We start from the raw sequence: 23,173 nt of genomic DNA, 5'->3' as shown, positions 1-23,173 counted from the left end.
TATCGCACCGGCATCATGCGGGCTCCATCCCGTGTTCGCACTTGGCGGCGTCTGCTTCGCCCGACGTCAGCCAGGCCAGAAACCGGAGGGTTTCATCGCGTCGCCGGGATGTGGCGCATATCGCGCCGGAAAATACCGTGACGGCATGAATCTCCGGCGGCAATGGCCCCACGATGTCGACCCCAGGCATAGTCATCAACTCGCTCAACTGCTGAAAACCTAGCTCGACTTCGCCGTTCGCAATCAACGCACCGACAGGAACGCCCGGTGCCGCCTGAACGACGCGCGCGGCCATCTCGCGCGCGATGCCCCAGCGTTCAAACAAGTGCAGCAGCGCGTTTCCGCTCGGCCCCGTCGAAATGCCGATCCGGCCGGCGCGCAGAATCGCATCGCGTAACGCGGCCTCCGAGCCGATCTCCGGATGGGTAGCCCCCACCGCGACCGCCACCGCCACGCCCGAGCGCGCGACATCGACACGGCTTTCGGGGTCGACGAGTCCATCGGCTGCCAACCGCTCGATTGCATCGGACGCCAGCACCGCGAAATCGAACGTCTCGCCTGCCCGTACGCGTAGCGAGGCTTCAACGCCGCCGACCGAAACAATCGTCACGCAGCGCCCCGTCTCGCACTCGTATCGCGCGGCTAGCAGCGCGAGAATCGGCCGCATCGCCATCGACGAGATGCCCGCGATCGCAGCACGAGCCGTGTGTTCCTGTGCCATCGATCGTCTCCGCATCAATCGATGTAGCGCAGCCCTGCTTGACGCAGCGGCTCTCGCATGTCGTACATATCGAGGCCGAGCACGCCCGAGGCCAGCGTCGCGCGTTTGCGCGCTTCGTTCGCTTCGCGCGCGATGGCTTTTTCCAACACCTCGGAAGCAGCAGCGGCCGGCACTACGGCCACGCCATCGTCGTCCGCAACGATCACGTCGCCGGGCTGCACCAGCGCGCCGGCACACACGACCGGAATGTTCACCGAACCGAGCGTCGCCTTGATCGTGCCTTTTGCGGAGATGGCCTTGCTCCATACCGGAAACTGCATCGCCTCCAGCACCGCGACGTCGCGCACGCCTGCATCGATGATCAGCGCGCGCGCGCCGCGCGCCTTGAAACTCGTCGCGAGCAGATCGCCGAAATAGCCATCGGTACAATCGGCCGTTACCGCCGCCACCACGATGTCGCCGGGCTGGATCTGCTCGGCGGCGACGTGCAGCATCCAGTTGTCGCCCGGTTGCAGCAGCACCGTGACTGCTGTGCCGGCAGTGCGCGCACGCGGGTAAATCGGCCGCATGTACGGTTTGAGCAGCCCGGTTCGCCCCATCGCTTCATGCACGGTTGCGGATCCGAATTCGCCCAGTTTGGCCGCCACGTCGGCATCCGCACGCCGGATGTTGCGATATACGACTCCCAGTTCATCCATTATCAAAGTCCCTTCGATTTGAGTTTCGCGTCGAGACGCGGATACACGCGCCGCGCATTGCCTTCGTAGATCCTGTCGCGATCTTCGGGAGCGATATCCGCGGCTTCGATGTAGCGCTTCGTGTCGTCGAAGTAATGCCCGGTTTGCGGGTCGATACCGCGCACCGCGCCAATCATCTCGCTCGCGAACAGGATGTTCTCGACCGGAATCACGCGCGTGAGCAAGTCGATGCCCGGCTGGTGATAGACACAGGTGTCGAAGAACACGTTGTTCAGCAGATGCGCTTCGAGCAGCGGCTTTTTCAACTCCTGCGCGAGGCCGCGAAAGCGCCCCCAGTGGTATGGCACCGCGCCGCCGCCGTGCGGGATGACAAAGCGCAGCGACGGAAAATCCTTGAACAGATCGGAGGTCAGGCACTGCATGAACGCGGTCGTGTCGGCGTTCAGGTAGTGCGCGCCCGTCGTGTGGAAACACGCATTGCAGCTCGTGCTCACGTGAATCATCGCCGGGATATCGTACTCGACCATCTTTTCGTAGATCGGATACCAATGGCGATCCGACAAGGGCGGACTCGTCCAGTGTCCGCCGGACGGATCGGGATTCAGGTTGATCGCAACGTTGCCGTACTGCTCGACGCACTTGACCAGTTCCGGAATACAGGTGGCCGGGTCGACGCCGGGGCTTTGCGGCAGCATCGCCGCCGGCACGAAGTGATCGGGAAACAGCTCGCTGACGCGGTAGCACAGCTCGTTGCAGACGCCCGCCCACGTGCTCGACACCTGAAAATCGCCGATGTGGTGCGCCATAAAACTCGCACGCGGGCTGAAGATCGTCATGTCCAGGCCGCGCTCGCGCATCAGCCTGAGCTGGTTGTTCTCGATCGACTCGCGCAATTCGTCGTCGCTGATCTTCAGCGCCGACACCTTCGGCATTTCGGATGGCTGATGAATGCCCGCAATCTGGAGATTGCGCCACGTTTCCAGCGCTTTTGGCGCGGTCGTGTAATGGCCGTGGATATCGATAATCATTGATACTCCTGCAATTGAGGCTGCTTTCAGTGCGCCGGGTTCTCGAGTTCCACGGGCTCGATCTTGCCGGTGCGCTGCGTGTTCACGATCGCGAGCGCGGCCAGCGTGGCCGGCACCGCGAGCATCGCGAGAATCGCTTCGAACTTCCAGCCGAGACCGAGCAGCGCGCCGCCGATTGCCGAGCCGAAGATGCTGCCGAAGCGGCCCATGCCCAGCATCCAGCTCACGCCGGTTGCGCGGGCGAGCGTCGGGTAGCGGCCGGGCGCATAGGCATTCAGTCCCGTCTGCGCGCCGCTCATGCAAAAGCCGGCGGCAAACACCAGCGCTGCAAGCGACGGCGACAACGCCCCCGCCCAGGCGAGCGCCGCGACGCACAGGCCGCCGCCGAGGTACGCCACGCCGATCACCGGCGCGGGCCGCGTGCGGTCCATCAGCCAGCCGACCACGATGGCGCCGATCGTGCCGCCGATCTGGAACATCGCGGTCACGTTCGCTGCGGTGCTGACCGACAATCCGGCGTCCTTGATCAGCGTCGGCAGCCAGCCGGTCAGCAGATAGATGACGAGCAGGCCCATGAAGTAAGTGATCCACAGCGACACCGTGATGAACCCGTAGCCGTGCGAGAACAGCACGCCAATGGGCTTGCGGGTCGGCAGCGGCGGCTCGTTCGACACGAACGTCTCGTTGCCGGAGAAGCGCGCGCCGCACACGCGGCCGAGCACCGCGCCGATTCGCTCGGACGATGCGCCGCGCACCGCCAGCAGCCGCGCCGATTCCGGCAGCAGCCACAGTTGCAGCGGAATCAGCAGCAACGGCAGCGTGCCGCCGAACAGCAGCACCGCGCGCCAGCCGTGAATGGGAATGAGCCAGGCGGCGACGAAGCCGATCAGCGCCGAGCCCAAGTTGAAGCCGGTGAACATCAGCGTGATCATCAGCGAGCGCCGGCGCTGCGGCGCGTACTCGGACAGCAGCGTGGTGGTATTCGGCATCGCGGCGCCGAGCCCGATGCCGGTCAAGAGCCGCAGCACGGCCATTTCAACCGGCGAGCCCGCGTGCGCCGTAGCAATCGTGAAGAGACCGAACAGGAACACCGAAACGATCAGCACGCTCTTGCGGCCGAACCGGTCCGCGCTCGGCCCGGCGACCAATGCGCCGATCACGAGGCCGATTGGCGCGGCGCTCATGACGAGGCCAAATGCCGGCCGCGAGATCGACCAATCGTGAATGATCGAGGGCGCGACGAAACCCATGATAGCCACGTCCATACCGTCGGCGATCACGACGAGGCAACAGAGCGCTACCAGCAGCCACTGGTAGCGCGAGACGGGCCGCTCGTCGATAAAGGCCTTGATGTCGATTGTTCTTCCAGATGCCATTGTGATTCTCCTGTCTCCTTTAGATGACTCATATATTTCGTCATCCTATTTATATGACGTGAATTTCCAGCGACCCTGAAGGGTGCACCGGAAAAATTCGGCTCGCGCTCTATTTCCCGCTTTGCGTACTGGCTTTGTCCCAGCCCAGATCGCCCGCACCCTTGCCCGCGACCGAATACAACGCGCCCGGCGCGTTGCGCGTGCGCTGAAAGTCTTCTAGCGACTCGCCGCGCATCGCTGCGTAGATATGCAGGTTCGACACGCCCGTCACCGCGCCTAGCTTCTCCAGCAGGAAAAAGATCACGCCATATCGAAGCAGGCCAAGCCAGTCGCGCCTGCGAATCAAGTCGCGTTCTTCGTCGGACAAGCCGGCCGCGTCGAAACTCGCCTCCGGGTCGCGGAGAAATTGCTCGCGATGGTGCGGCTCGATCATGCGGTGCAAGTAATCGTTGATCCGGAATGACTTCATCGCGGCGCCAATGGTGAACGGATATGTGCCCGGCAGCTTTTCGGCGCCCGCCAGTTCTACCGCCATGCGTGCGCGGTGCCGCTCGACGGCGCGTTCATCGACGCCCGCATCGGCGCTTTCATAAATCGCGGTCGCGATGCCCGTCATCGACGGCAGATAGTAGCTGCGATGCCGGCACACGACGCCCGCGGGCAATGCGCCGCGCATGGTGAGCCACATGACGACTTCCGCGCCCTCGAAGCCGCCGAGCGTCGCATATTCGGCGAGCGTCATATCGGCGAGCCGCTCCGGATCACGCTCGAACAAGTCGAGAAACTGCTGGTCCCACTCGGGATTGTTGAAACCCGATCGTTCGCCGTGCACCTGGTGCGACAAGCCACCGGTCGCCACGATCGCGACCCGCAGGTCTTCCGGATAGCTTTCGATGGCGCGCCGCAGCGCCTGACCGAGCTTGTAGAAACGGCGTGCGCGTGGCACCGGCATCTGCAGCACGCCCATCTGCAGCGGGACGAGTTTCAGCGGCCATTCGGGCCGATGCGGGCACAGCATCGACAGCGGCGAAAAACAGCCGTGATCGAGCGGCTTGTTCTGGAAGAACGACATGTCGAACTCGTCGGCCATCAACGACTGGCCGATATGCTCGGCCAGCGCCGGATGGCCGGCAATCGACGGCAGGTCGCGCGCGCCGCCGCCCTCGTCGGCGGGCGACCACTGCGGCCCGACTCCAAGCGCGAACGCCGAATAGTGATCGAAGAAGAATGACGTGACGTGATCGTTGTAGATGAACAGCAGCACGTCGGGGCGCTGTTCGGCCAGCCACGCGGACAGCGGTGCAAAATTCTCGAAGATCGGCGCCCATACCGGATCCTCGCGCTTGTTCTTGTCGAACGCGAAACCGATCGTGGGTGTGTGAGACGCCGCAATGCCCCCAATAATCCGTGCCATATCTGAACTCCTTCTTTAACCGTGCCGATGCTGTAACCGGATAGAAAAATACTCATTCACCCCATCACTCACCCAGCAAGGGAAAACCCTGCTCATCAACGTAACGATCAATCGAATAAGGGTATGGCGCGGCTGCGCGCCATCGTCCGCCTGCCCGGAAAGCCCACCGGACGGGGTGCCTGGCTTGCTGCCCGTTCTCGCTCGCGGCTGCCGCCGGATATCGCCACGACAACATATCGATAAATAAAACAGATACCCGGATAAACACCTCGCAAGCTTGAGTATCGGCGTTCCGGTAAAGTCGACGGCCATGGAACAGTGCTGACATGGACGACACCGACCTTCCCAATCTCGCATGCCTGTATGCGGTACTGCGCGTGGCCGAGATGGGCAGCGTGAGCCGCGCGGCCACCGCCCTCTTTCGCGCCCAGTCGGCCATTACGCGGGCCGTGCAGCAGATCGAAACCGCGCTGGACGCGCCGCTGTTCGAGCGCAAGCCATCCGGCATGCTCGCGACGCCCGTGGGGCGTGCGGTGCTCAAGCGCAGCGAGCGTGTGTTCGCCGAACTCAACGAGCTGGCAGGCTGGTGTGCGATGCGCCAGTCGCGCAAGCGCGCAACGGCGGTAGGCGGCTTGCCGGCCTACCTGCTCAACACGCGCCGGCTGCAGCTGTTTTCAACGCTCGCGCGCTACCGGCACATGCCCAGTGCAGCGCGGGCGCTGAACGTCACGCAGCCCGCGGTCAGCAGCGCGGTGCGCATTCTTGAAATCGGCGCGGGATTTCCGCTGTTCCATCGTCATCCGCGCGGACTGCTTCTCACGACCGACGGCGAAACCTTCCTGTTGCACGTGCGCCGTGCGTTGAACGAATTGCGCCACGTCGCCGACGATGTCGCCGCGCTGCACGGCAGCGTCCAGGGCGTCGTCACGGTGGGCGCGCTACCGCTCGGCCGCACGCTGATCCTGCCGGAAGCGGTGGCGCGTGTCGTCACGCGGTTTCCCAAGGTGCGCGTGATTACCGACGAGAGTGCGTACGAGGCGCTGGTCGCGGGCGTGCGCGCGGGCGACATTGACTTCATCCTTGGCGCGCTGCGGGCGAACGATGCCACGAGCGGCCTCGAAAACGAAAAGCTGATGTCGGAGAACCTGGTCATCCTCGCGAGGCGCGACCATCCGCTCGCCGGGGTGAAGGATCTCTCCATCAAGAACCTCGGCGACGCCCAGTGGGTGCTGCCGCGCAGCCACTCGCCCACGCGGCGGCTGTTCGAGACGCTGTTTCGCCGCGCGAAGATCAAGCCGCCGATGCCGACGGTCGAAACGGCTGACCTCGCAGTCATTCGGGGGCTGCTGCTGCATACCGACATGATTGCGGTGCTCTCGGCGCAGCAACTGCATTACGAGTGCGCTTCCGGAATACTGGCCGTGCTCGACGTGTCCATGCGCGATACGGCCCGCGATATTGGCTTGACCACGCGCACCGGCAGCCCGCCCTCGCCGGCCGCGCACGAACTCATCAACGCGATTCGCCTCGTCTCGACCGAGATCGCCCGTACGCCGCGCCCGCAATAAAGAACGGGCATGGCATGGATTACTCGTAAAGCACTTCATCGTGAAATCGTGCTCATGCGCCACCCGCAATCATTGCCCGCTCATGCTGTACGCGCACGGAACCTCGACCCGATGGTGTACTTCGCCAACGCGACGATCGAACAGGCTTACTGGAACCACGCCAATGTCGCGCCGGGCCTGACGAGCATCCTCGATGTCGATTCCACGCCTGGCGCGAATGATCCATTTGCCTCGGCCAAAGCGGGCTTCGCGCAGGCCGAAGCACAAGTCGCCCAGCAGGCGATACAGGCCGGCGCAACGGATAACGGATCCAATGCCGTCCTCCAGGCTTACCACGACGACCTCGTCGCGCCGTTCTGCATGGTTGCCGCACGCGGCTTCTTCGGCAACTTCTGATCTCGTGCTCCCGCCGCTCGATTGACTCGTCATCGAGCGGCGGAATTAAATAAAATCCAGTCTTTCCACGGCGGCAATAATGTATTGCATTCAACCGCTGATATAGCGACTTTCAGTCACTTTCTAACGCCCCGCTCACGCCATACGATTAATGCCAATACCTCGACAAATAAAGCATCGTTGTTTGTGTGAACAAAGGAGAGATTGGCAAATGAACAATTCAATGGTTGAAGCTTTTCTGTGCATGCGTGACGAAGATGCGGACCGGGAGCAGATTATCGACGCCGCCTATTGCCTTGACGCCAATGCAGCCATGCCGGGCGGATCGACCGTAAAAGAGCCGCAGCCGCGCAGCCTCGTCGAACGCGGCTATTCCCACTGGTACACGAGCACCAGTGCGGCCACGCGGCACTGAGTACGAACCCAAGCGGGCGCAAGTCCCCCCTGCGCCGCGCATTCCGCTTTCCTCCGGTCCTGGATTCAGCGCGTGCTTTCGCCTGGCACGAGATGAATCCGCTTTTCCGTTTGCGCTTCCACAGCCGCACGCGTGTAAAGCAGCGGGAAATAACGGCCGTCAAGCCACATCTGCGCCAAGTCCCGATAATGCGGACTGTCCGGGTCGCCTGATTCGCCGGGCAGATTCACCGCGCGCGAATTGTCCCAGTTGCCCACATCCACAATCACGCGGAACGACGGTCCGTTCGTCTGCCGGAAATCGCTGTCCCGGTAGGTGGACTGGTTCGGCGTGTACGCGCTGCCGCCCTTCGCCAGCGGCCCGACGTTGAGTTTCGCGCGCATATCGTCGTCGACGAGACCCGCGAACGGATGCGCGTTGAGGTTTGTCTGCAACTTTCCCCACGCCCAGGCATGCTCGTCCGCGCCCTGCAACGTGATCATCTCGTCGTAGGCGTCACGCAGACTCGCGAGCAATAGCGCGTCGCGCTTCGCGGGCGGGTTCTCACCGAAACGCGCATCCGGATGTTCGAGCATATCTAGCATGACCGCCGTGTCCGGCGCACCGAACGCATGCGCCGCATCTTTCGGCAGCACCGCTTGTTTGAACGCGCGCCTGAGGTGGCGGCTCAGCCAGACCTCTTCGAGCGCGGCCTGCGCCGAGTCGGCGCGCATCTGCGCATCCCAGCCATGCAATAGCGCGAGCGCCAAGCGCGTGTGCGGATCATCGCTGTTGAGCGGCGCGAGCAGCGCAACCAGTCGGCGCGCCGGAATCGACACGATGTCGTTCTGCAAGCGCTCGCTGTCCTCGATCGATACCTTCGGCAACGACTTCAACAGTTCGTCGATGCGTTGATGGCGCGACCCGTTGGTCCACTCGAAACCGAGCTTGCGCTGCGCGTAGGGATAGCCCTCAGGCAGATTCATTTCATTCGACGTCGTGACGTAGCCACTCGACGGATCGTAGCCGGCCGGCAGATCGTCGCGTCGCCAGAACCCGGCCCATTCGTAGCGGCCGTCGCCTGGCACGGGCATGAGCCCGTCCCAGTTCGGCCGCTTCGGCGCGAGCCCGCTCGGCAGCCAGCCAATGTTGCCTTGCGTGTCCGCATAGACCTGATTGACGGTCGGCGCGCCCCACGTCGCGAGCGCGCGGCGGAATTCGGCGAAATTCTTCGCGCGCATATAGCGGATCGAATCGTAGTACGGCGACATCCCGGGTTCGAGCCACGCCGTGCGTACCGCGAATGCGCGACGCTTCGCGGGTTCGGTATAGATCACGGGACCGTGGCGCGTGAACGCGAGTTCGGCGTCGACGGTCTTGCCCGCCGTCTCGCCATTACGCACCGCGATTTGCTCGTGAACGATGCGCATCGGCTCCCAGTGCCCCTTGTATCGATACTCGTGCGGGTTCGCCGGATTCAATTGATAGACATACAAATCTTCCTGATCGATGTTGAAGATCGTGAGCCCATACGCGATGTGTCCGTTGTGGCCAATCGAAATGCCCGGCGCGGACGGCTCGCCGCCGCCGATGATGTCCAGCGTGGGCGTGCTGATCTGCTGGATGTAGCGCAGGCTCGGCGCCGCATACGCGCGATGCGGGTCGTTCGCCATGATCGCGCGGCCCGTTGCGGATTTGGCCGGCGCGATCACCCAGTTATTGCTGCCTTCGGTCACTTCTTCGGGGTTGTCGGCGGCGGCGATCACCGTGGTCGATGCGTCGGCGCTCTTTAGCGATTCGCGCGTCACGTGCACGCTTTGCGTGGCGAGTTCGAAGACCTTCAGCACGTCGTCCGGCAGGCACGGATCGAGCCCGTCGGGCATCGTCGTGCGCCACGGCGGTTGCAGACCGAAGCGGATGGTGTCGGCCGCAAGCGTGCTCTTGCACGCCACCTTCGCGCGCGCAACCTCGCTGGTCACGTTACGCGTGAGGCCGTGGCTGCGAATGCGCACGACGTCGTCCGCCGACCACCGGGCGGGCCAGTAGCCGACCTTGCGGAACTCGTACGGCATGTGTTCGGGATGCGCGGCGAGCCAGTCGATGTACGCGTTCACACCGGCCGCGTAGCGTGTGGCAATCTGCTTCGCGTCGGGGCCGTAGCGTTGCCATTCGGCGGCCATGTCGCCGCGATAGAGAAACAGACGCGTGGCCTTGTCCTGCTCCACATAGGCCGGGCCAAACACTTCGGCAAGCTGGCCGAGGCCGCGCCGCCGCCACAGATCGATCTGGAACATCCGGTCGCGCGCGGCGTTGAAACCCTGCACGAAGAAAGCATCGCTTTCGTTGTCCGCAAAGATATGCGGCACGCCCCAATGATCGATCAGAATATCCACCGGATGCGCGAGGCCTTCGACGGTGATTGTTTCCACAGGCGCGTCAGTTGCGTGCGCAACAACGCCGTTGAATGCAGCGAGTGCCGCACACACGACGGTGATTGAAAGTCTGCGAAGTCTGAATGTGGAACGCACGGCTTGTCTCCTCCTGGGTTTTCACTGCGTGGTGATACCGGGCGGCGCACCGGTGCCGTGAGGCCCGGTGCAAGTGGAGACATTAAGCGATTACTTTCATTCGGGCAAGCCAGAGATGGTCGAGCCACGCGGCGGCCAGTCTGTACTCTTCATGCGTGAGCGGATCGGCACGCGCAATGCCGAATGTCCCGAATACCCCATAAGACAGCGGGTTCCGCCGCTGCGAAGGTCTTTCCGATAGACGGCTCAATCGTGTTCCGAAAATTGGCACGGCTCGAGATCCTGTGATGCCGGGTTGCGTGTCACGAACCGAGCCGGGTGATTTTCTGGCCCTGCACGCCCATGCCCGCCATGAGTCCCGTCTGCCCAAAGATGAACGCATAAACATCCGGGCGCAAAGTCGTAGTGGAAAGGTCCCGCCCCATGCCCGAGTCCGCGAGAACCACGCTCGGGCCGCCGCCAATCGACCAGCCCGCGCTGCTATCGAGGTAGCTCATCGCAGCGGCCTTCGTGAGGAACATTGCTTCGGAAAAGCTCTGCGCACCGGCTTGAAGCCCATAGGAAAATGCGCTCGTGTTGTAGTAGCCGAGCACCTTTCCCGCGCGTGAGAACAGCACACCATTGCCGCCCGCACCGCCGAACATCAGCCCTGCTTTCAGGATGTCCGGAAAGACCAGGATTGCAACGGAATGGGCACCCAACTCCCTCGCACGAGGCGTGCTTGAATACAGCCGCGCCAGCGCCGCGCGCGCATCCTGCTCGAGTTTCGCGTGAGTCGCGTGAGTCGCGTTACCCGGCGAAGAGAACGAAGCAGCCTGCGATCCAAGGCTGGAAAAACCGCCAACGAACAGGCCCGACAGCACTGCGGCCATGCGCACGAATTTAAAAGACATCTTTGATTCTGACTTCGATGATTGAGGTAATGAGTGGCGCTCGTTGCTGGCCGAACAATGCGGCCTGGCAACGCCTTCGAACTCAATTTACCGGCGTGCCGCGTTACACGCTGCTCAAAACTTGTTTCAACGCATGTCAGAATCGTGCTGTGCTGCTCATGATTTAGATTTCTTCACTTGCTCAACGAACCGGCAAGCGCACGCGAGCCACGAGACCATGCGGCCGGTTCGGCAACAGGTCGAGCACCCCGTCATGCTGCCTCGCAATCCGGTCCGCAATAGCCAGACCGAGCCCCGAGCCGCTGCGCTGATCGCTCTGCGGCCCCTGCCTGAACGGCTGCTTCATCAGCGGCAACAGCTCCGCCGGCACGCCGGGGCCCTGGTCCTCGACGTCGATCGTCACGTACCCGCCCGCCATCCGGGTCCTGACCGCCAGCCCGTTACGGCCGTGGACGGCCGCGTTATGCATCAGGTTCATCAATAGACGCTGCATTCCCGTGGGCCGGAACGAGAACTCGGGCAGCGGCTCCAGCGACAGATCGAATACATACTCGAGCCCGACGTAGTCGGCTGCGAGACGCTCGATCAATGCATTGAGGTCGCCGCGCCTTGCGGTTTCGCTGTCCCAACCGCGCGCGAAGTCGATGAACTGCTGCACGATCATGTCGATTTCCTCGACGAAACGTTCGGCGCTGTCCGCCGGCGCTTCGACGGATTCCGGAGCCAGCAGCACCATGCGCAGCTTTGTGAGCGGCGTGCGGATATCGTGCGAGATGCCCGCCAGCATCTGCGCGCGGGTCGTCTCCAGTTCCTGAAGCGATGCGGCCATCCGGTTGAATGCGTCCGCAACCATTGCCAGTTCGTGTGCGCCTTCAACGGGCACCGCCTCGGGCCACGCCCCCTGCTCGATCGTGTCGGCGGCACGCGCCAGACGCATCAGCAGCCGTTCAACCGGACGGTGTATCAGGAACGCCACCAGGGGCGGCACCGTGGCGATACACAACAGCAGGCTGATCAACGTCCACGGCAAGCTCGGAATGCCGTGCGGCGCACCCGCGAGCAGCATCCAGTAATACGCGTCGTCCACCCGCAGGCGAACCCAGACGCGGTGCGCGCCGCCGCGCTCGAAGCGCATCTGTTCACCCGCGCCCAGCTCGCTCGACATCCGCGCAACGAAATACCGCGCAGCCATGCCGGGCGGCTGCGAGTCGGTGGCGCTCGCCCCGGGCACCTCGCTTTGCGATACGCCATTGATCGCCAGCAGTTGCTGCTCCCGCACCGCCGGCGGCAGCGCGGCAAGCAACCGGCTCACTGTGCGGATTTGCGCCGCGACGAGCGAAGCGGCTTCCTCGATGCGCGGGCGCTGAACGAGGAACACATACACGGTGCCCGCAAAGATCTGATTGGCTAGCACCAGCACGATCAGCGCGAGCACGTTGCGCACCAGTAGCGAGCGATACCAGCCGAACATGGCGCTCCCCGACGAATACCAGGTGGTGAACTGAGGCCCGACGCAATATTGCCAATCGGGTCGTGGATTTATCCGAGGTTATACAACGCAGCAAGGCAATTATCCATGTCGCGCATGCCGCTCGAGTCGAGCATGCCCACTGCCGTTGCAACCGCCGTTACAACCGCCGTTGCACCGCGCACTCAAGCCCAGTGCCCTGGCACCCAGCGCCACGCCGGACGCTGCGCGACCCAGTGCCCCGGAATCCAGCGATAACCGGGCCGCACGACCAGCCAGTGCCCCGGCACCCACGCATACGCACCGGCCCGCCATATCCAGTGGCCGGGATCCCAGACATAGCCGGGCCGCGCAACCGGGACCGCTTCGTAACGAAGCGCCGGAGGGGGTGCAGTAGCAATCACGACCGCCTGCGAAAATGCCGCCGCTGCGTAAAGCGCCGCCAGCCCAGTTGCGCCCGCGCGAATGAAATCCAGTTTTTTCATACGAAGTCACTCTTTCTTCGATCAAGACCGGCACGCAATATAGACGCTCGCCTCAATACAACATGCAACGAGTCATGTCATCCGGTTACATCGCGCATCGTCCGGCACCGGTCGATCTTCAGCGCCGCCACGCAAATCGCGCGGATTGCAACTTCGCGACACAAGTTTCCAACAGATCGTCATGCAATGGCCCGTTAGAGTGCCATGCATGTTTCGCCGGCCTTGCGTAGGTCATGCGCCACGCCGACCACTAGACACTCGAAACACCAGGTCTTCCGATGCAATACCCCTTTGAAATCGTGACTCGCCAGATCTCCCGTGCGATGGCAATCGCTGCCACCGCCGCAACGCTGGCTGGCTGCGCGCCGCAGCAAGCCCCCTGGTCTATCGCCGCGATGCCCTCGCCCCTGCTCGCGCCCGCTCTGCCTGATCCGAATGAAGCGTTGCCGCCGCAATGCACGCCTACCTATGCGGGTCTGCTGGATCTCGCCTTGCTCGCGCGGCGCTATGGCCGATCGTCCGGCATCTTCATCGACGCATTGGGCAATATGGCCGACCAGTTGGGCGAGTGCCTCGACAAATATCCGCCCCGAAACGCGACCTTCCTGCACGCGACCGAACAGATCTGAGCGCGGCCGAACTGCGTCTGAGCCGCGTCTGCCCCCTCAGGCCTCGAGTTTCGCAACGAGCATATAGCCGACGCCCCATACCGTGCGAATATGGCGAGGCGAGGAGGCATCCGCCTCGATGATCTTGCGCAGACGCAGCACCTGTACGTCGATGCTGCGTGCGTTCGCTTCGTAGTGACGTCCGTGCGCGCGCTCGATCAGATTCTCGCGGCTGACCGGCCGGTTCGGTGTTTCGGCCAGCGCGCACAGCAATCGCATTTCCGCCGCGCCCACTTCGACCTGCGCACCCGCCAACATCAGTTCCTGAAGATGAGGCTTGAGCAGATAGTCCCCGATGCGGAGCAAGGGCATTTCATCGTCGCCTGCCACACTGCCCAACGCGCCATGCTGACGCGAAAAGACCTGCTGGCGGCGCAGCATCGCGCGCACGCGCGCGACCAGTTCGCTGGGCAAGAACGGCTTGCCCAGATAATCGTCGGCGCCCATTTCCAGTCCGACGACGCGGTCGATCGGATCCCCGCGCGCGGTCAGCATCAGAATGGGAATCATCTGCCCCTGGCTGCGCAAGCGTCTGCAGATGGACAGGCCGTCTTCGCCGGGCATCATGATGTCGAGAATCACAAGATCGAACGGATGCCGCTCCAGGAACGTATCGAACTGATTGCTGTCCCTCGCCGCGCGCACCTCGAAACCCTGCGCGGTCAAAAATCGCTGCAGCATATTGCGAATCTCGAGATCGTCGTCGAGCACCAGAATCCGGCCTTTCGGCGCCTGATTCAGCGCCGGATTCAGCGCCGGATTCTGTGCATCTTTGTCGGCAGGGTTGCGTGGCGGCATGGCGGTTCGGGGCGAGTTCAATGTCAGGCGTAGATACGAGTGTAGATCTCGACGCCGCGCGGTGTCACACGCGCGATTCGCAGTCCACGCGCGTGATGTGCGCCATGACGGCAAGCCGTTCAGTTCAATAAGGAACGTAATAATACGGGGCGGGCGCGTAAACCACAGCGGGCGCAACCGCTACTGCACGCGGCGCCCCAGGCGTTGCGATCGTGTTTCCCTTCGCGGTGATGCACTGAGCGTACGCGTTATCGTATTGACGCTGCAGCGCGGCTTCACTGCCCCAACGCTGGTTCCGCCCCGCCGCGCTGCCAAGCAGCAGGCCAGCGCCCGCGCCGATCGCCGCACCGGCGCCGGCATTGCCCGCCCCCGCGCCAATCAGCGCCCCGGCCGCCGCGCCGCCTGCCGCGCCCAGCGCCGGCGCGGCCAGCCCGGAATTCGCAACCGCGGGCGACGCCGCAACAGGATTGACGATCTGCGCCGCGTACGTGCGGCACGCGTAATCGTCTTGCTGGAACGCCGCAATCGGCTTGCCCTTCTCGGGCAGCGCCATCACGGTCGGATAGCTGGGCGGCACGACAGCGCACCCGCCAAGGCACGCCAACGCCAAAGCAATCGCCGCCGCCGACTGATACTTGAACCCCTTCATGACACGACATCTTCCATTTCAACGCACGGCCGGCACACATGCATGCATGTGTGCCTATGGCAATGCGATATCGATCCGATCAGGCATCGCAAGTGCAATGCACAACTGCGCCGCCTGACACCCCTGCTCATTTGCGATGCAGCGACGTTATCGAACCACCACGACACCGCGGCCCACATAGCCGTATCCGCCACGGACCACGACGGCCGGCGGACGCGCCACATAGACGGGCGCGGCGACGATCGGCGGGCCCACGACCACAGGCGCTGCAACAACGGCGGCGGGCGCGGCGACAATCGGCGCGGCCACCATAGCGACTCCATACGTAGGCGCGGGCACGGCAACGACCGGCGGCGGCGCCAGCGGAATGCTGATGCCCACCGCGACGCTGGTAGCCCACGCGCCCTGCGTAACGCCGGCGCAGACGAGACCGGCCGCGAACGGGGCAAATTGGACGAGGGATCGGAATTTCATACGATGTCCTGAATAGATGGAGAAAGATTGCAAGCCTCGGGTGAGACAGTGATCACATTAGAGAGGCGGCACATTCCAGACTATTCAAAAGTTATGTCGACATGTGTCGACGGCCCATGCCGTCGGCGATTTCCGAACGGGGGTGAACGCGGGAAGGAACATCGAGATCGGGAAGGCGACAACAGGGCGGGCATGTCATGCCACGCGACGTTTCAGATTTTCAAAGCCGGATTGAAACGAGCGTTATACAAGCGGATTTATTGATGCCGCTTTGCCGCGAATTGCGCGATATCGTCGAGCGTCACATAGCCCTTGTGGGCTGTGTCGATCTGATCGAAATTCTTGGCGACGAGCGGCATGCCGGCCTGCGCCTCGGCGGGTGTGAGCTTGCCGTCGTGATTCGTATCGGCGGCTTCGAAGCGGGACTGCACCTGCTGCATCCTGGCATCCTGCGCGAACGCGGAAGAAGCCATCAGTGCCGCGGCCAACATCAGACAAATGCGTTTCATTTCCTCTCCACGAATGACGAGGCCACGATTCAGGACTCGCCGGGAAGGCAAGTGTAGGCGCTGCCTCCGGCTGCCAGGTTACCGAATCGTTAGAAATAGATGTCAAGTTATGTCATGCGGTAGTCCACGGCCCGACCTTGCAACGCCGCGCATCGTAAACCCGTGTAGACGCCCCCTCTATTTAGCGTTACTTTGCGTAACACCAAATCAGGAAAGGGCAACACCATGTCCCCGCGAGCCTATCGCCAGTCGGCGCGCGCCAATGCAGTTCAGGATACCGAGCAGCAGATCCTCGACGCCTTGTTCGCGCTCCTCGCAGAGCGCTGGTTCGACGAGATCACGCTCGACGACATCGCCGCAGCGGCCGGCAGCACCCGCCAAACCGTGATACGGCGCTTCGGCAGCAAGACCGGCGTGCTCAGCGCCATGGCGGCCCGGATGGATGCATCGATCCGGGCCCAACGCTGGAGCGCGCCCATAGAAAGCGTGGCCGATATCGTCGCGCTCCTGACGGCCGACTATGAACGCACCGGCGACATCATCGTGCGGACACTCGGGCAGGAAGCGCGCATTCCCGAATTCGCCGCCGTTCTCGATCGCGGACGCAAAGGTCATCGCGAGTGGATCGAGGACATGTTCGGGGCCTGGCTCGACAAACTCGACAGCAAGGCCCGCAGGGATCGGCTCGCGCAACTGCTAGCTCAGACCGATGTCTGGATCTGGCATCTGCTGCGTCGGGCACAGGGACATTCGGCGGCAAAGACACACCAGTTGATGACGCAGGCTATCGAGCGCCTGCTGCGTGAGGATAAGGCGAGCTGATCCGGTCTCCATCGAGAAAGGAACCATGCGATGATCAAGACGACCAATGCGGGGCCGCATCTGCGCATCCTGGCGGTCTGTTGGGAAGGCGGCGGCAACGTCCCGCCGACGCTCGCGGCCGTGCGCGCCCTCGCCGCCCGGGGCCACGAGGTGCGCCTTATCGCCGACGACACGATGAGCGCGGAGGCGATCGAGGCGGGCGCCCGATTCCTGCCATGGAAGCGTGCCCCGAACCGTCCGGATCGATCAGACGAAAGCTGCTTCTTGCGTGATTGGGAAAGCGCCGATCCCGTCGCCTGCTTCCAGAGAGCGTGTGCGCGAATCTTCGTCGGACCCGCGCAATGCTATGCCGAGGATATTCTCGAAGCGCTGGCAACGGAGCCGGCCGATATCCTGCTCGGCTCGGATCTGCTGTTCGGCAGCATGCTCGCGGGTGAAATCGCGAAGCTCCCCACGGCCCTGCTCGCCAGCAACATCTCGCTCTGGCCGCTTCCCGGACATCCGCCATTCGGTCCGGGTTTTCAACCCGCCCGGTCGGCGTCGGACCGAGCGCGCGAGGCCGAGGCCTCCGCCATGGCCGAGCAAGCATGGGATGGCTTCCTGCCTCGCCTGAACGCCGCCCGCGCTCATTTCGGCCTCGCGCCACTGGCTCATGTCCACGAACAGCGCTTGAGCGCCGGCCGCCATCTCCCTGCCACCAGCCGCAGCTTCGATTTTCCCGCCGAACACCTGCCGGACTCTGTGCGCTACGTGGGGCCGCTGCTGGAGATGCCGAGTTGGGCCCACGACCGCTGGACGAGCCAACCCGAGCGTGAAATGCGGCCGCTCGTGCTCGTATCGTTCAGCACTACCAATCAGGGGCAGGCCGATGTGCTCCAGCGGGTGATATCCGGATTGGCCGGGGAACCGGTCGAGGTGGTCCTCACCCTGGGCAAGGCACTCGAGGGACTGCGCCTTCAAGCGGCGGCGAATGTCACTGTTCTTTCCAACGCAGCGCATGACGACATCCTGACCAAAGCCCGTGCTGTCGTCACCCACGGCGGGCACGGCACCATCATGCGATCGCTGCACCACGGCGTCCCCCTCGTCATTCTCCCGATGGGTCGCGACCAGAACGACAACGCCGCGCGGGTGGACTATCACGGTGCGGGCCTGCGCCTCGATCATTCAGTACATCAAATAATTATCGGCGAGGCCGTGCGGCGCGTCCTTTCCGAGCGGTGCTTTGCCGAGCGGGCGATGGCGCTTGGGCGCGCTGTCGCCAAGGAAGGTCCGGGGCCTGAGCGGATCGCCGCAGAAATTGAGGACTTCGTACTGAAGTCTTCCCAAAGCGCCCTGTCCTCGACGTGATTGGCACTCGCTGATCGCGGCGGAAATCTCGAAAGCGGTCCCTCGAAAGGAAGCCGAAAATGACACACGTCTCTTCAAGCGAAAATGGAATGACCCTGACGTCCGGCCAACTGGACGCCTATCTCGCGAGAATCGGGGTCGAGCGGCCGGTTTCTCTCGACGTCGACAGCCTGTCGAAACTTCACCGCGCCCATCTGATGGCCTTCACCTGGGAGGCGCTCGATGCATTCATGGGATGGCCGTCTTCGATCTCGCCAGCCGTCGCTTTCGCCAAGATGGTGGAGGGCAGGCGCGGCGGCTGGTGCTACGAGATGAACGGTCTGTTCGGCGCGGCGCTCGCCGCGCTCGGCTTTCGCGTGACCCGCCTGTGCAGCGGCGTCAATCGTGAAATGATCGGCGACATCGCCATCGGCAACCATCTGACTCTGCGTGTCGATCTCGACCGGCCGTACCTTGCCGAGGTGGGCCTCGCGGACGCCATCGTCGAACCGGTGCCGCTCGCCGCAGGGCCGATCAGCCAGCGCGGTTTCGATTTTTCGATCTTGCCGACAGACGACGGCTGGCTGCGCTTCAATAACCATTCGAATGGCCTCGCGCACAGCTTCGACTTCCGGCCCGATCACAGCGACGAGGCCGCGATAAGCGCTGCGCTTGGCTGGCTGATGCAGGATCCCGGCTCGCCGTTCACAAATGCGCTGGCGATCCTGCGGCATACCGCCGATGGCTATATCGTCCTGAAGAACGATTGCCTGCGCAGCGTGACGGCAGACAGCGTCAGCGAACAGCGCATCACGAGCGCGGAGCATCTCGCGGACACATTCAATACGATTTTCTACCTCGACATTCCCGAGGCTGGCCGCGTCTGGGAAAAGCTCCGGACGAGCAACTGAACATTTCCGCCCAACGCCTCGCGGGCGCCGTGGGTGACTCCGTCCATCAGAACGACAACGCCTGCATCCGCTCGATGCTCTGGCGCGCTTCGCGCTCCAGTTGCTCGACCAGCTCGGCTGCCGGCAGCGCGCGCGCAAGCGCCGCGGCCTGCCCCGCCCATTGCGCGCCGAAGCCAAACTCGCCCTTCGCCTTTGCGGCCGCGTGCAGCGCCTTGCCGGCGTCGTAGGTGATCGGATACGCGGGCGTGCGCGGCGCGCGCGGATCGTCGCCGAGGGCAGTGAATTTATTCACCATCGCACGCGCGGGCCGTCCGGAGATCGCCGTGGTGAACGTCGTGTGACGCGAGGCTTCGCCGAGCAGCGTACGGCGATAACCGTCGTCGATCGACGTTTCCGGGCACGCGACAAATGCGGTCCCAAGCTGCGCGGCCTGCGCGCCTAGCGTGAGCGCCGCCGCGATTCCCGCGCCGTCCATGATCCCGCCGGCTGCGATGACCGGCAGCCGCCCTTCGCTGACGATGAGACGCGTCAGCGCGAACGTACCGAGACGATCGTCGCCGGCATCGGGATCGAACACCCCGCGATGCCCTCCCGCCTCGATCCCCTGCGCAACAATCGCATCGACGCCCGCGTCCGCGACCTGGGTCGCTTCCTCGAGATTCGTGGCGCTCGCGAGCAGCGTGATGCCGGCACGCTTCAAGTCGGCGATGACTTCCGCCGGCGGCAGCCCGAAATGGAAACTGACAACGGCCGGCTTCTCTTCAACGAGCATCTGCTGCATGGCTTCATCGACGACGAAGCTCGTATAGATCTCCGCCAGCGATTCGGGCGGCGTCGCGCCGTACTGCGCAAACACCGGTGCGAGCCAGCCGAGCCATGCTTGCTCGACCGCCGCATTCGCGACAGCGGGCCGATGGCAGAACACATTGACGTTGAATGGCTTACCGGTCAGTGCGCGCGTTTCCCGGATCATCTTGCGCGCGCCGCCGGCATTCGTCGCGCCGACGCCCAGCGAGCCAAGCCCGCCAGCATTCGACACGGCGGCCGCCAGCGCGGGCGTGCTGACGCCGGCCATCGGCGCCTGGATGATTGGCGTGCGCACGCCGAGCAAACGCAGCAATGTGCGACTGTCCAATTGAGTGCTCATATCGTTTTCCTCCAGCGTGGAGTCCCTCTGGTCGACAGCGAAACAGCGCTCATGCTACGCCAGGCGCCGCAAAAGCGCCGGCCATTTGGGTATCGGGGGAAAATAAGGTTCATCTCCAACCGGGAGGAACCATGGATCAAAGCGGAGACTTCATTGTGCGCACCATGTCGGCCGGCGAGGTCGCCATGTCGGTCGAATGGGCGGCTGCGGAGGGGTGGAACCCCGGTTTGCATGACCCGCACTGTTTCAGGGAGGCAGACCCGAACGGTTTCTTCGTCGGTGTCTGGCGCGGCGAGCCGGTCGCGTGCCTCGCCGCCGTTGCCTATGACGAATGTGTTGGCTTCATCGGTCTTTACATCGTGAAACCCGGGTTTCGCGGCAAAGGCTTCGGCATGCGAATCTGGCAGCACGGCATGCGTTATCTCGGAGAGCGCAACATCGGTCTCGACGGCGTCGTTGCCCAGCAGGCGAACTATCGGAAGTCCGGGTTCCGGCTTGCGCATCGCAACATCCGCTATCAGGGGCGCGTGGGCGGCATTGGGTGCGCGCATGCAACGGCAGCGTCCAGCGTGCCGTTCGAGCAGTTGCTTGCCTACGATCGCCAGTGTTTTCCCGCAGCGCGCGAGCGTTTCGTCTCCGCCTGGATCGCGCAGCCGGATGCCGTTGCGCTCGCAACCGTCGACGCGGGCCGTGTCGCCGGATACGGCGTCGTGCGCCGCTGCAAGGCGGGTTGCAAGATCGGCCCGCTCTTCGCCGACGACGCGGACGTCGCGACTGGACTGTTTCGCGCGCTGGCAGCGAGCATGCCCGGCGAGGTCATCGTCCTCGACGTGCCGGAAACGAATCCTGCTGCCGTCGCGCTAGCGCAACGGCACGGCATGACGAGCGTTTTCGAAACCGCGCGGATGTACACGAAAGACGCGCCGGCGATTGCGATCGATCGCGTGTTTGGGGTGACATCGTTTGAGTTGGGGTGAAAAAGCAGCCCCCGGCGCATGCGTGTATGTCCGCGCGAATATTCAGCTACCGAAAAAGAGCGTGCAAAAACTGGCCGGACCGACACAGTTCGGCTCCGCCTTGCCAGCCCCCGACGGTCCGGCGACGCCCGATGCGCCCGAGCCCGACATCTCGGCGCCGACGCCGCTTGCGTTTTGCTGGTTGCGGGCCACCTGGTGTCCGGAGTCCTGGCGTACTTCGGCATCGGTCTTTTCCTGAGCGAACGTGTTGGTCGCGACGCTAGCCGATGCAAGAACGGCAACGGAAAGGCCTAAAACAAGATACTTTTTCATTTCGAACTCCTATGTTTGAATTCAGATAATTTCGCTTGCTGCATCATGCATAACTCAGCTTGGTGCGACTTTATTCCCGGATTATTTGTAGCGAGCGGATCCTCTTCCCCGCATCTTGCGATGTTCGGGCGACATGCACGCCATAGGATATGTGCTCGATGTACCTTATGCGACGGCGCACAGCGCGGCCGGCGCGCTGTGCGTGCCGTTGGCTGCGTTTGCAGGATCGGCACGGAACTGCTCGACCACGAAGTCGATGAAGCTGCGCGCTTTCATCGTCAGGTAGTTGCGGCCGGGGTACACGATGAAGACGTGCTGCATGCCGCCGCTTATGTCGTACGCGTCGAGCACGGGCAGCAGCATGCCGCGCGCGATGTCGTCGGTAACGAGCGGCAGCGGCAGCAGTGCAATCCCCATGTTGGCGAGCGCCGCGGCGCGCACGGTGGCGTAGCCGCTCGCAGTGAGCGGACCGTTCACGCTCACGCGCTGCAGGCCCTCGGCGTTGCCGAAGGTCCAGCTACGCGGCGCGTCGGAGACGGCGAGCAAGTCGTGCTGCGCGAGCTCCCCGGGCGTGCGCGGCACGCCTTTGCGCGCGAGATAGCCGGGCGCCGCCACCACGATCTCCTTCAGGGAAGTAAGTTTGCGGCTCACGAGCGAGGCGTTCACCTGCTGGCGATCGGTGGCGAAGCACACGTCGAAGCCGCCTTCGATCATGTCGATGTGGCTGTCGTACGCAGTCACATCGAAATCCACGCGTGGATTCATGCCGCGATACGCATCGAGCAGCGCAGCGAGCGCACCGCTTGCGAACACCGAAGGCGCTGCAATGCGCAGCGCGCCGCTCGGGTCGCACGTGGCGCGCACGAGTTCGGATTCCATTTCGTCGAGCTTTTCTATCACGGCGCGGCAGCCGTCCAGATAGAGGCGGCCCGCCTCGGTGAGCGAGAGCCTGCGCGTGGAGCGATTCAGCAGGCGTATGTTCAGATGCGCCTCCAGCATGCTGACGCTGCGCGTGACGGCGGCAGCGGACATGCCGAGCTGATCGCCCGCGCGGCTGAAGCTGCTCAGGTCGACGACACGCGTGAAGACGCGCATGGCTTGTAGCTGGTCCATGTGATGAGTCCGGGCCGATGAAGGCGGAAAGCTCAAGGCCGTGCGGCCAGCGACAGGCGCCGCACGACTCGATACCGGCGAGATTGGCTTTTTCTGTGCATCGAAACTGCCTTGTCACTCCGCACCGAATGGACGCCAGTCCACCTACTGCACCGTGATGGTTGCCTTCATGTACGGGTGGATGCCGCAAAACACTTTATAGACCCCCGGCTTGTCGAACTTGAACTGGAAGGTATCGTCCTGGTCGAGCGCTGCGGAGTGGAAGACGCCTGCATCGTTGACGATCGAGTGCGGCTCGCCATCCATGTTTTTCCAGGTCACGGTCGTGCCGGTCTTGACCGTCAGGGACATCGGCGAAAACATGAAATTCTTGATGATGATCTCATCGGGGTCCTGGGCCTTCGCGGCAGGCGACGCTGCGGCCAATGCGACGATAAGCATCCCGCTCGCGACGGAAGGGATGAAGGTGCGATGAAAGAAAGCGGATAGCATGGC

Annotated in this window: 25 protein-coding genes; 8 read left to right on the top strand and 17 right to left on the bottom strand. The window is 63.5% G+C overall.

Annotated elements, in window-relative coordinates:
• Nucleotides 1–13: 13 nt before the first annotated feature.
• The 5 genes from HV773_RS08375 to HV773_RS08355 all read right to left on the bottom strand — a co-directional run bounded on the left by HV773_RS08375 (nucleotide 14) and on the right by HV773_RS08355 (nucleotide 5,237).
• A complete protein-coding gene (locus HV773_RS08375; protein ID WP_175194706.1) occupies nucleotides 14–721 on the bottom strand; it encodes a substrate-binding domain-containing protein in 708 nt (235 codons plus the stop codon).
• Nucleotides 722–735: 14 nt separating this feature from the next.
• Nucleotides 736–1,419: a 4-carboxy-4-hydroxy-2-oxoadipate aldolase/oxaloacetate decarboxylase gene (ligK, locus tag HV773_RS08370; protein ID WP_175194704.1), complete on the bottom strand. Its 684-nt coding sequence runs from the start codon at nucleotides 1,417–1,419 to the stop codon at nucleotides 736–738.
• A gap of 2 nt (nucleotides 1,420–1,421) precedes the next feature.
• Entirely contained in the window at nucleotides 1,422–2,447 is a 1,026-nt protein-coding gene (locus HV773_RS08365) for an amidohydrolase family protein (RefSeq protein WP_175194702.1), read from the bottom strand.
• A 26-nt stretch (nucleotides 2,448–2,473) separates the two neighbouring features.
• Nucleotides 2,474–3,823, bottom strand: a complete 1,350-nt coding sequence (locus tag HV773_RS08360) for an MFS transporter (RefSeq protein ID WP_175194700.1) — start codon at nucleotides 3,821–3,823, stop codon at nucleotides 2,474–2,476.
• 109 nt (nucleotides 3,824–3,932) lie between these two features.
• Nucleotides 3,933–5,237 carry a gallate dioxygenase gene (locus tag HV773_RS08355; protein WP_175194699.1) on the bottom strand — a complete coding sequence of 435 codons (1,305 nt, stop codon included), beginning with the start codon at nucleotides 5,235–5,237 and terminating at the stop codon, nucleotides 3,933–3,935.
• Between the two features lie 326 nt (nucleotides 5,238–5,563).
• Between HV773_RS08355 and HV773_RS08350 the strand changes: the two genes are divergently transcribed.
• From HV773_RS08350 to HV773_RS08340, 3 genes are all read left to right on the top strand, one after another.
• A complete protein-coding gene (locus HV773_RS08350; protein WP_175194697.1) occupies nucleotides 5,564–6,805 on the top strand; it encodes a LysR family transcriptional regulator in 1,242 nt (413 codons plus the stop codon).
• Nucleotides 6,806–6,814: 9 nt separating this feature from the next.
• The gene (locus HV773_RS08345) at nucleotides 6,815–7,201 is read left to right on the top strand and encodes a hypothetical protein (protein ID WP_175194695.1); all 387 of its coding nucleotides are present in this window, start codon (nucleotides 6,815–6,817) and stop codon (nucleotides 7,199–7,201) included.
• A 211-nt stretch (nucleotides 7,202–7,412) separates the two neighbouring features.
• Complete coding sequence (locus HV773_RS08340) at nucleotides 7,413–7,616, top strand: hypothetical protein (protein ID WP_175194694.1); 204 nt, start codon at nucleotides 7,413–7,415, stop codon at nucleotides 7,614–7,616.
• A 65-nt stretch (nucleotides 7,617–7,681) separates the two neighbouring features.
• Here the strand turns inward: HV773_RS08340 and HV773_RS08335 are convergent, their stop codons facing one another.
• The 4 genes from HV773_RS08335 to HV773_RS08320 form a co-directional block, all read right to left on the bottom strand.
• Nucleotides 7,682–10,081: a penicillin acylase family protein gene (locus HV773_RS08335; RefSeq protein ID WP_246282253.1), complete on the bottom strand. Its 2,400-nt coding sequence runs from the start codon at nucleotides 10,079–10,081 to the stop codon at nucleotides 7,682–7,684.
• 344 nt (nucleotides 10,082–10,425) lie between these two features.
• The gene (locus tag HV773_RS08330) at nucleotides 10,426–11,016 is read right to left on the bottom strand and encodes a lipid-binding SYLF domain-containing protein (protein WP_175194692.1); all 591 of its coding nucleotides are present in this window, start codon (nucleotides 11,014–11,016) and stop codon (nucleotides 10,426–10,428) included.
• A 181-nt stretch (nucleotides 11,017–11,197) separates the two neighbouring features.
• Nucleotides 11,198–12,487 carry an ATP-binding protein gene (locus HV773_RS08325; RefSeq protein ID WP_175194690.1) on the bottom strand — a complete coding sequence of 430 codons (1,290 nt, stop codon included), beginning with the start codon at nucleotides 12,485–12,487 and terminating at the stop codon, nucleotides 11,198–11,200.
• Nucleotides 12,488–12,669: 182 nt separating this feature from the next.
• Nucleotides 12,670–12,969 (bottom strand): YXWGXW repeat-containing protein, encoded by a 300-nt coding sequence (locus HV773_RS08320; RefSeq protein ID WP_175194688.1) that lies wholly within the window; start codon nucleotides 12,967–12,969, stop codon nucleotides 12,670–12,672.
• A gap of 278 nt (nucleotides 12,970–13,247) precedes the next feature.
• On the opposite strand from HV773_RS08320, the gene HV773_RS08315 reads away from it, so the two are divergent.
• A complete protein-coding gene (locus HV773_RS08315; RefSeq protein WP_175194687.1) occupies nucleotides 13,248–13,598 on the top strand; it encodes a hypothetical protein in 351 nt (116 codons plus the stop codon).
• Between the two features lie 36 nt (nucleotides 13,599–13,634).
• Here HV773_RS08315 and HV773_RS08310 read toward each other — a convergent pair whose 3' ends face one another.
• The 4 genes from HV773_RS08310 to HV773_RS08295 form a co-directional block, all read right to left on the bottom strand.
• The gene (locus HV773_RS08310; RefSeq protein WP_246282252.1) at nucleotides 13,635–14,318 is read right to left on the bottom strand and encodes a response regulator; all 684 of its coding nucleotides are present in this window, start codon (nucleotides 14,316–14,318) and stop codon (nucleotides 13,635–13,637) included.
• 241 nt (nucleotides 14,319–14,559) lie between these two features.
• Nucleotides 14,560–15,084, bottom strand: coding sequence for a glycine zipper domain-containing protein (locus HV773_RS08305; protein WP_246282246.1), 525 nt, complete (start codon nucleotides 15,082–15,084; stop codon nucleotides 14,560–14,562).
• 147 nt (nucleotides 15,085–15,231) lie between these two features.
• Nucleotides 15,232–15,558, bottom strand: a complete 327-nt coding sequence (locus tag HV773_RS08300; protein ID WP_175194683.1) for a hypothetical protein — start codon at nucleotides 15,556–15,558, stop codon at nucleotides 15,232–15,234.
• Nucleotides 15,559–15,815: 257 nt separating this feature from the next.
• A complete protein-coding gene (locus HV773_RS08295; protein WP_175194682.1) occupies nucleotides 15,816–16,067 on the bottom strand; it encodes an EF-hand domain-containing protein in 252 nt (83 codons plus the stop codon).
• Nucleotides 16,068–16,259: 192 nt separating this feature from the next.
• Between HV773_RS08295 and HV773_RS08290 the strand changes: the two genes are divergently transcribed.
• The 3 genes from HV773_RS08290 (at nucleotide 16,260) to HV773_RS08280 (ending at nucleotide 19,129) form a co-directional block, all read left to right on the top strand.
• Nucleotides 16,260–16,889: a TetR/AcrR family transcriptional regulator gene (locus tag HV773_RS08290; protein ID WP_217481900.1), complete on the top strand. Its 630-nt coding sequence runs from the start codon at nucleotides 16,260–16,262 to the stop codon at nucleotides 16,887–16,889.
• A 30-nt stretch (nucleotides 16,890–16,919) separates the two neighbouring features.
• Entirely contained in the window at nucleotides 16,920–18,239 is a 1,320-nt protein-coding gene (locus tag HV773_RS08285) for a nucleotide disphospho-sugar-binding domain-containing protein (RefSeq protein ID WP_175194680.1), read from the top strand.
• An 89-nt stretch (nucleotides 18,240–18,328) separates the two neighbouring features.
• Nucleotides 18,329–19,129, top strand: coding sequence for an arylamine N-acetyltransferase family protein (locus tag HV773_RS08280; RefSeq protein WP_246282245.1), 801 nt, complete (start codon nucleotides 18,329–18,331; stop codon nucleotides 19,127–19,129).
• A gap of 46 nt (nucleotides 19,130–19,175) precedes the next feature.
• On the opposite strand, the gene HV773_RS08275 is transcribed toward HV773_RS08280, so the two are convergent.
• Nucleotides 19,176–20,276: an NAD(P)H-dependent flavin oxidoreductase gene (locus HV773_RS08275; RefSeq protein WP_175194675.1), complete on the bottom strand. Its 1,101-nt coding sequence runs from the start codon at nucleotides 20,274–20,276 to the stop codon at nucleotides 19,176–19,178.
• A gap of 131 nt (nucleotides 20,277–20,407) precedes the next feature.
• On the opposite strand from HV773_RS08275, the gene HV773_RS08270 reads away from it, so the two are divergent.
• Nucleotides 20,408–21,253: a GNAT family N-acetyltransferase gene (locus tag HV773_RS08270; RefSeq protein WP_175194673.1), complete on the top strand. Its 846-nt coding sequence runs from the start codon at nucleotides 20,408–20,410 to the stop codon at nucleotides 21,251–21,253.
• 42 nt (nucleotides 21,254–21,295) lie between these two features.
• On the opposite strand, the gene HV773_RS08265 is transcribed toward HV773_RS08270, so the two are convergent.
• The 3 genes from HV773_RS08265 to HV773_RS08255 form a co-directional block, all read right to left on the bottom strand.
• Entirely contained in the window at nucleotides 21,296–21,565 is a 270-nt protein-coding gene (locus HV773_RS08265; protein WP_175194671.1) for a hypothetical protein, read from the bottom strand.
• Between the two features lie 165 nt (nucleotides 21,566–21,730).
• Nucleotides 21,731–22,678: a LysR family transcriptional regulator gene (locus tag HV773_RS08260; RefSeq protein WP_175194669.1), complete on the bottom strand. Its 948-nt coding sequence runs from the start codon at nucleotides 22,676–22,678 to the stop codon at nucleotides 21,731–21,733.
• Nucleotides 22,679–22,822: 144 nt separating this feature from the next.
• The gene (locus tag HV773_RS08255; protein WP_175194667.1) at nucleotides 22,823–23,170 is read right to left on the bottom strand and encodes a cupredoxin domain-containing protein; all 348 of its coding nucleotides are present in this window, start codon (nucleotides 23,168–23,170) and stop codon (nucleotides 22,823–22,825) included.
• Nucleotides 23,171–23,173: the final 3 nt, after the last annotated feature.

The sequence above is a fragment of the Paraburkholderia caffeinitolerans genome, from assembly GCF_902859945.1.
Lineage (GTDB): Bacteria > Pseudomonadota > Gammaproteobacteria > Burkholderiales > Burkholderiaceae > Paraburkholderia > Paraburkholderia caffeinitolerans.
Note: the sequence above shows the minus strand (reverse complement) of the source record. Positions and strands in the feature narration are given on the sequence as shown.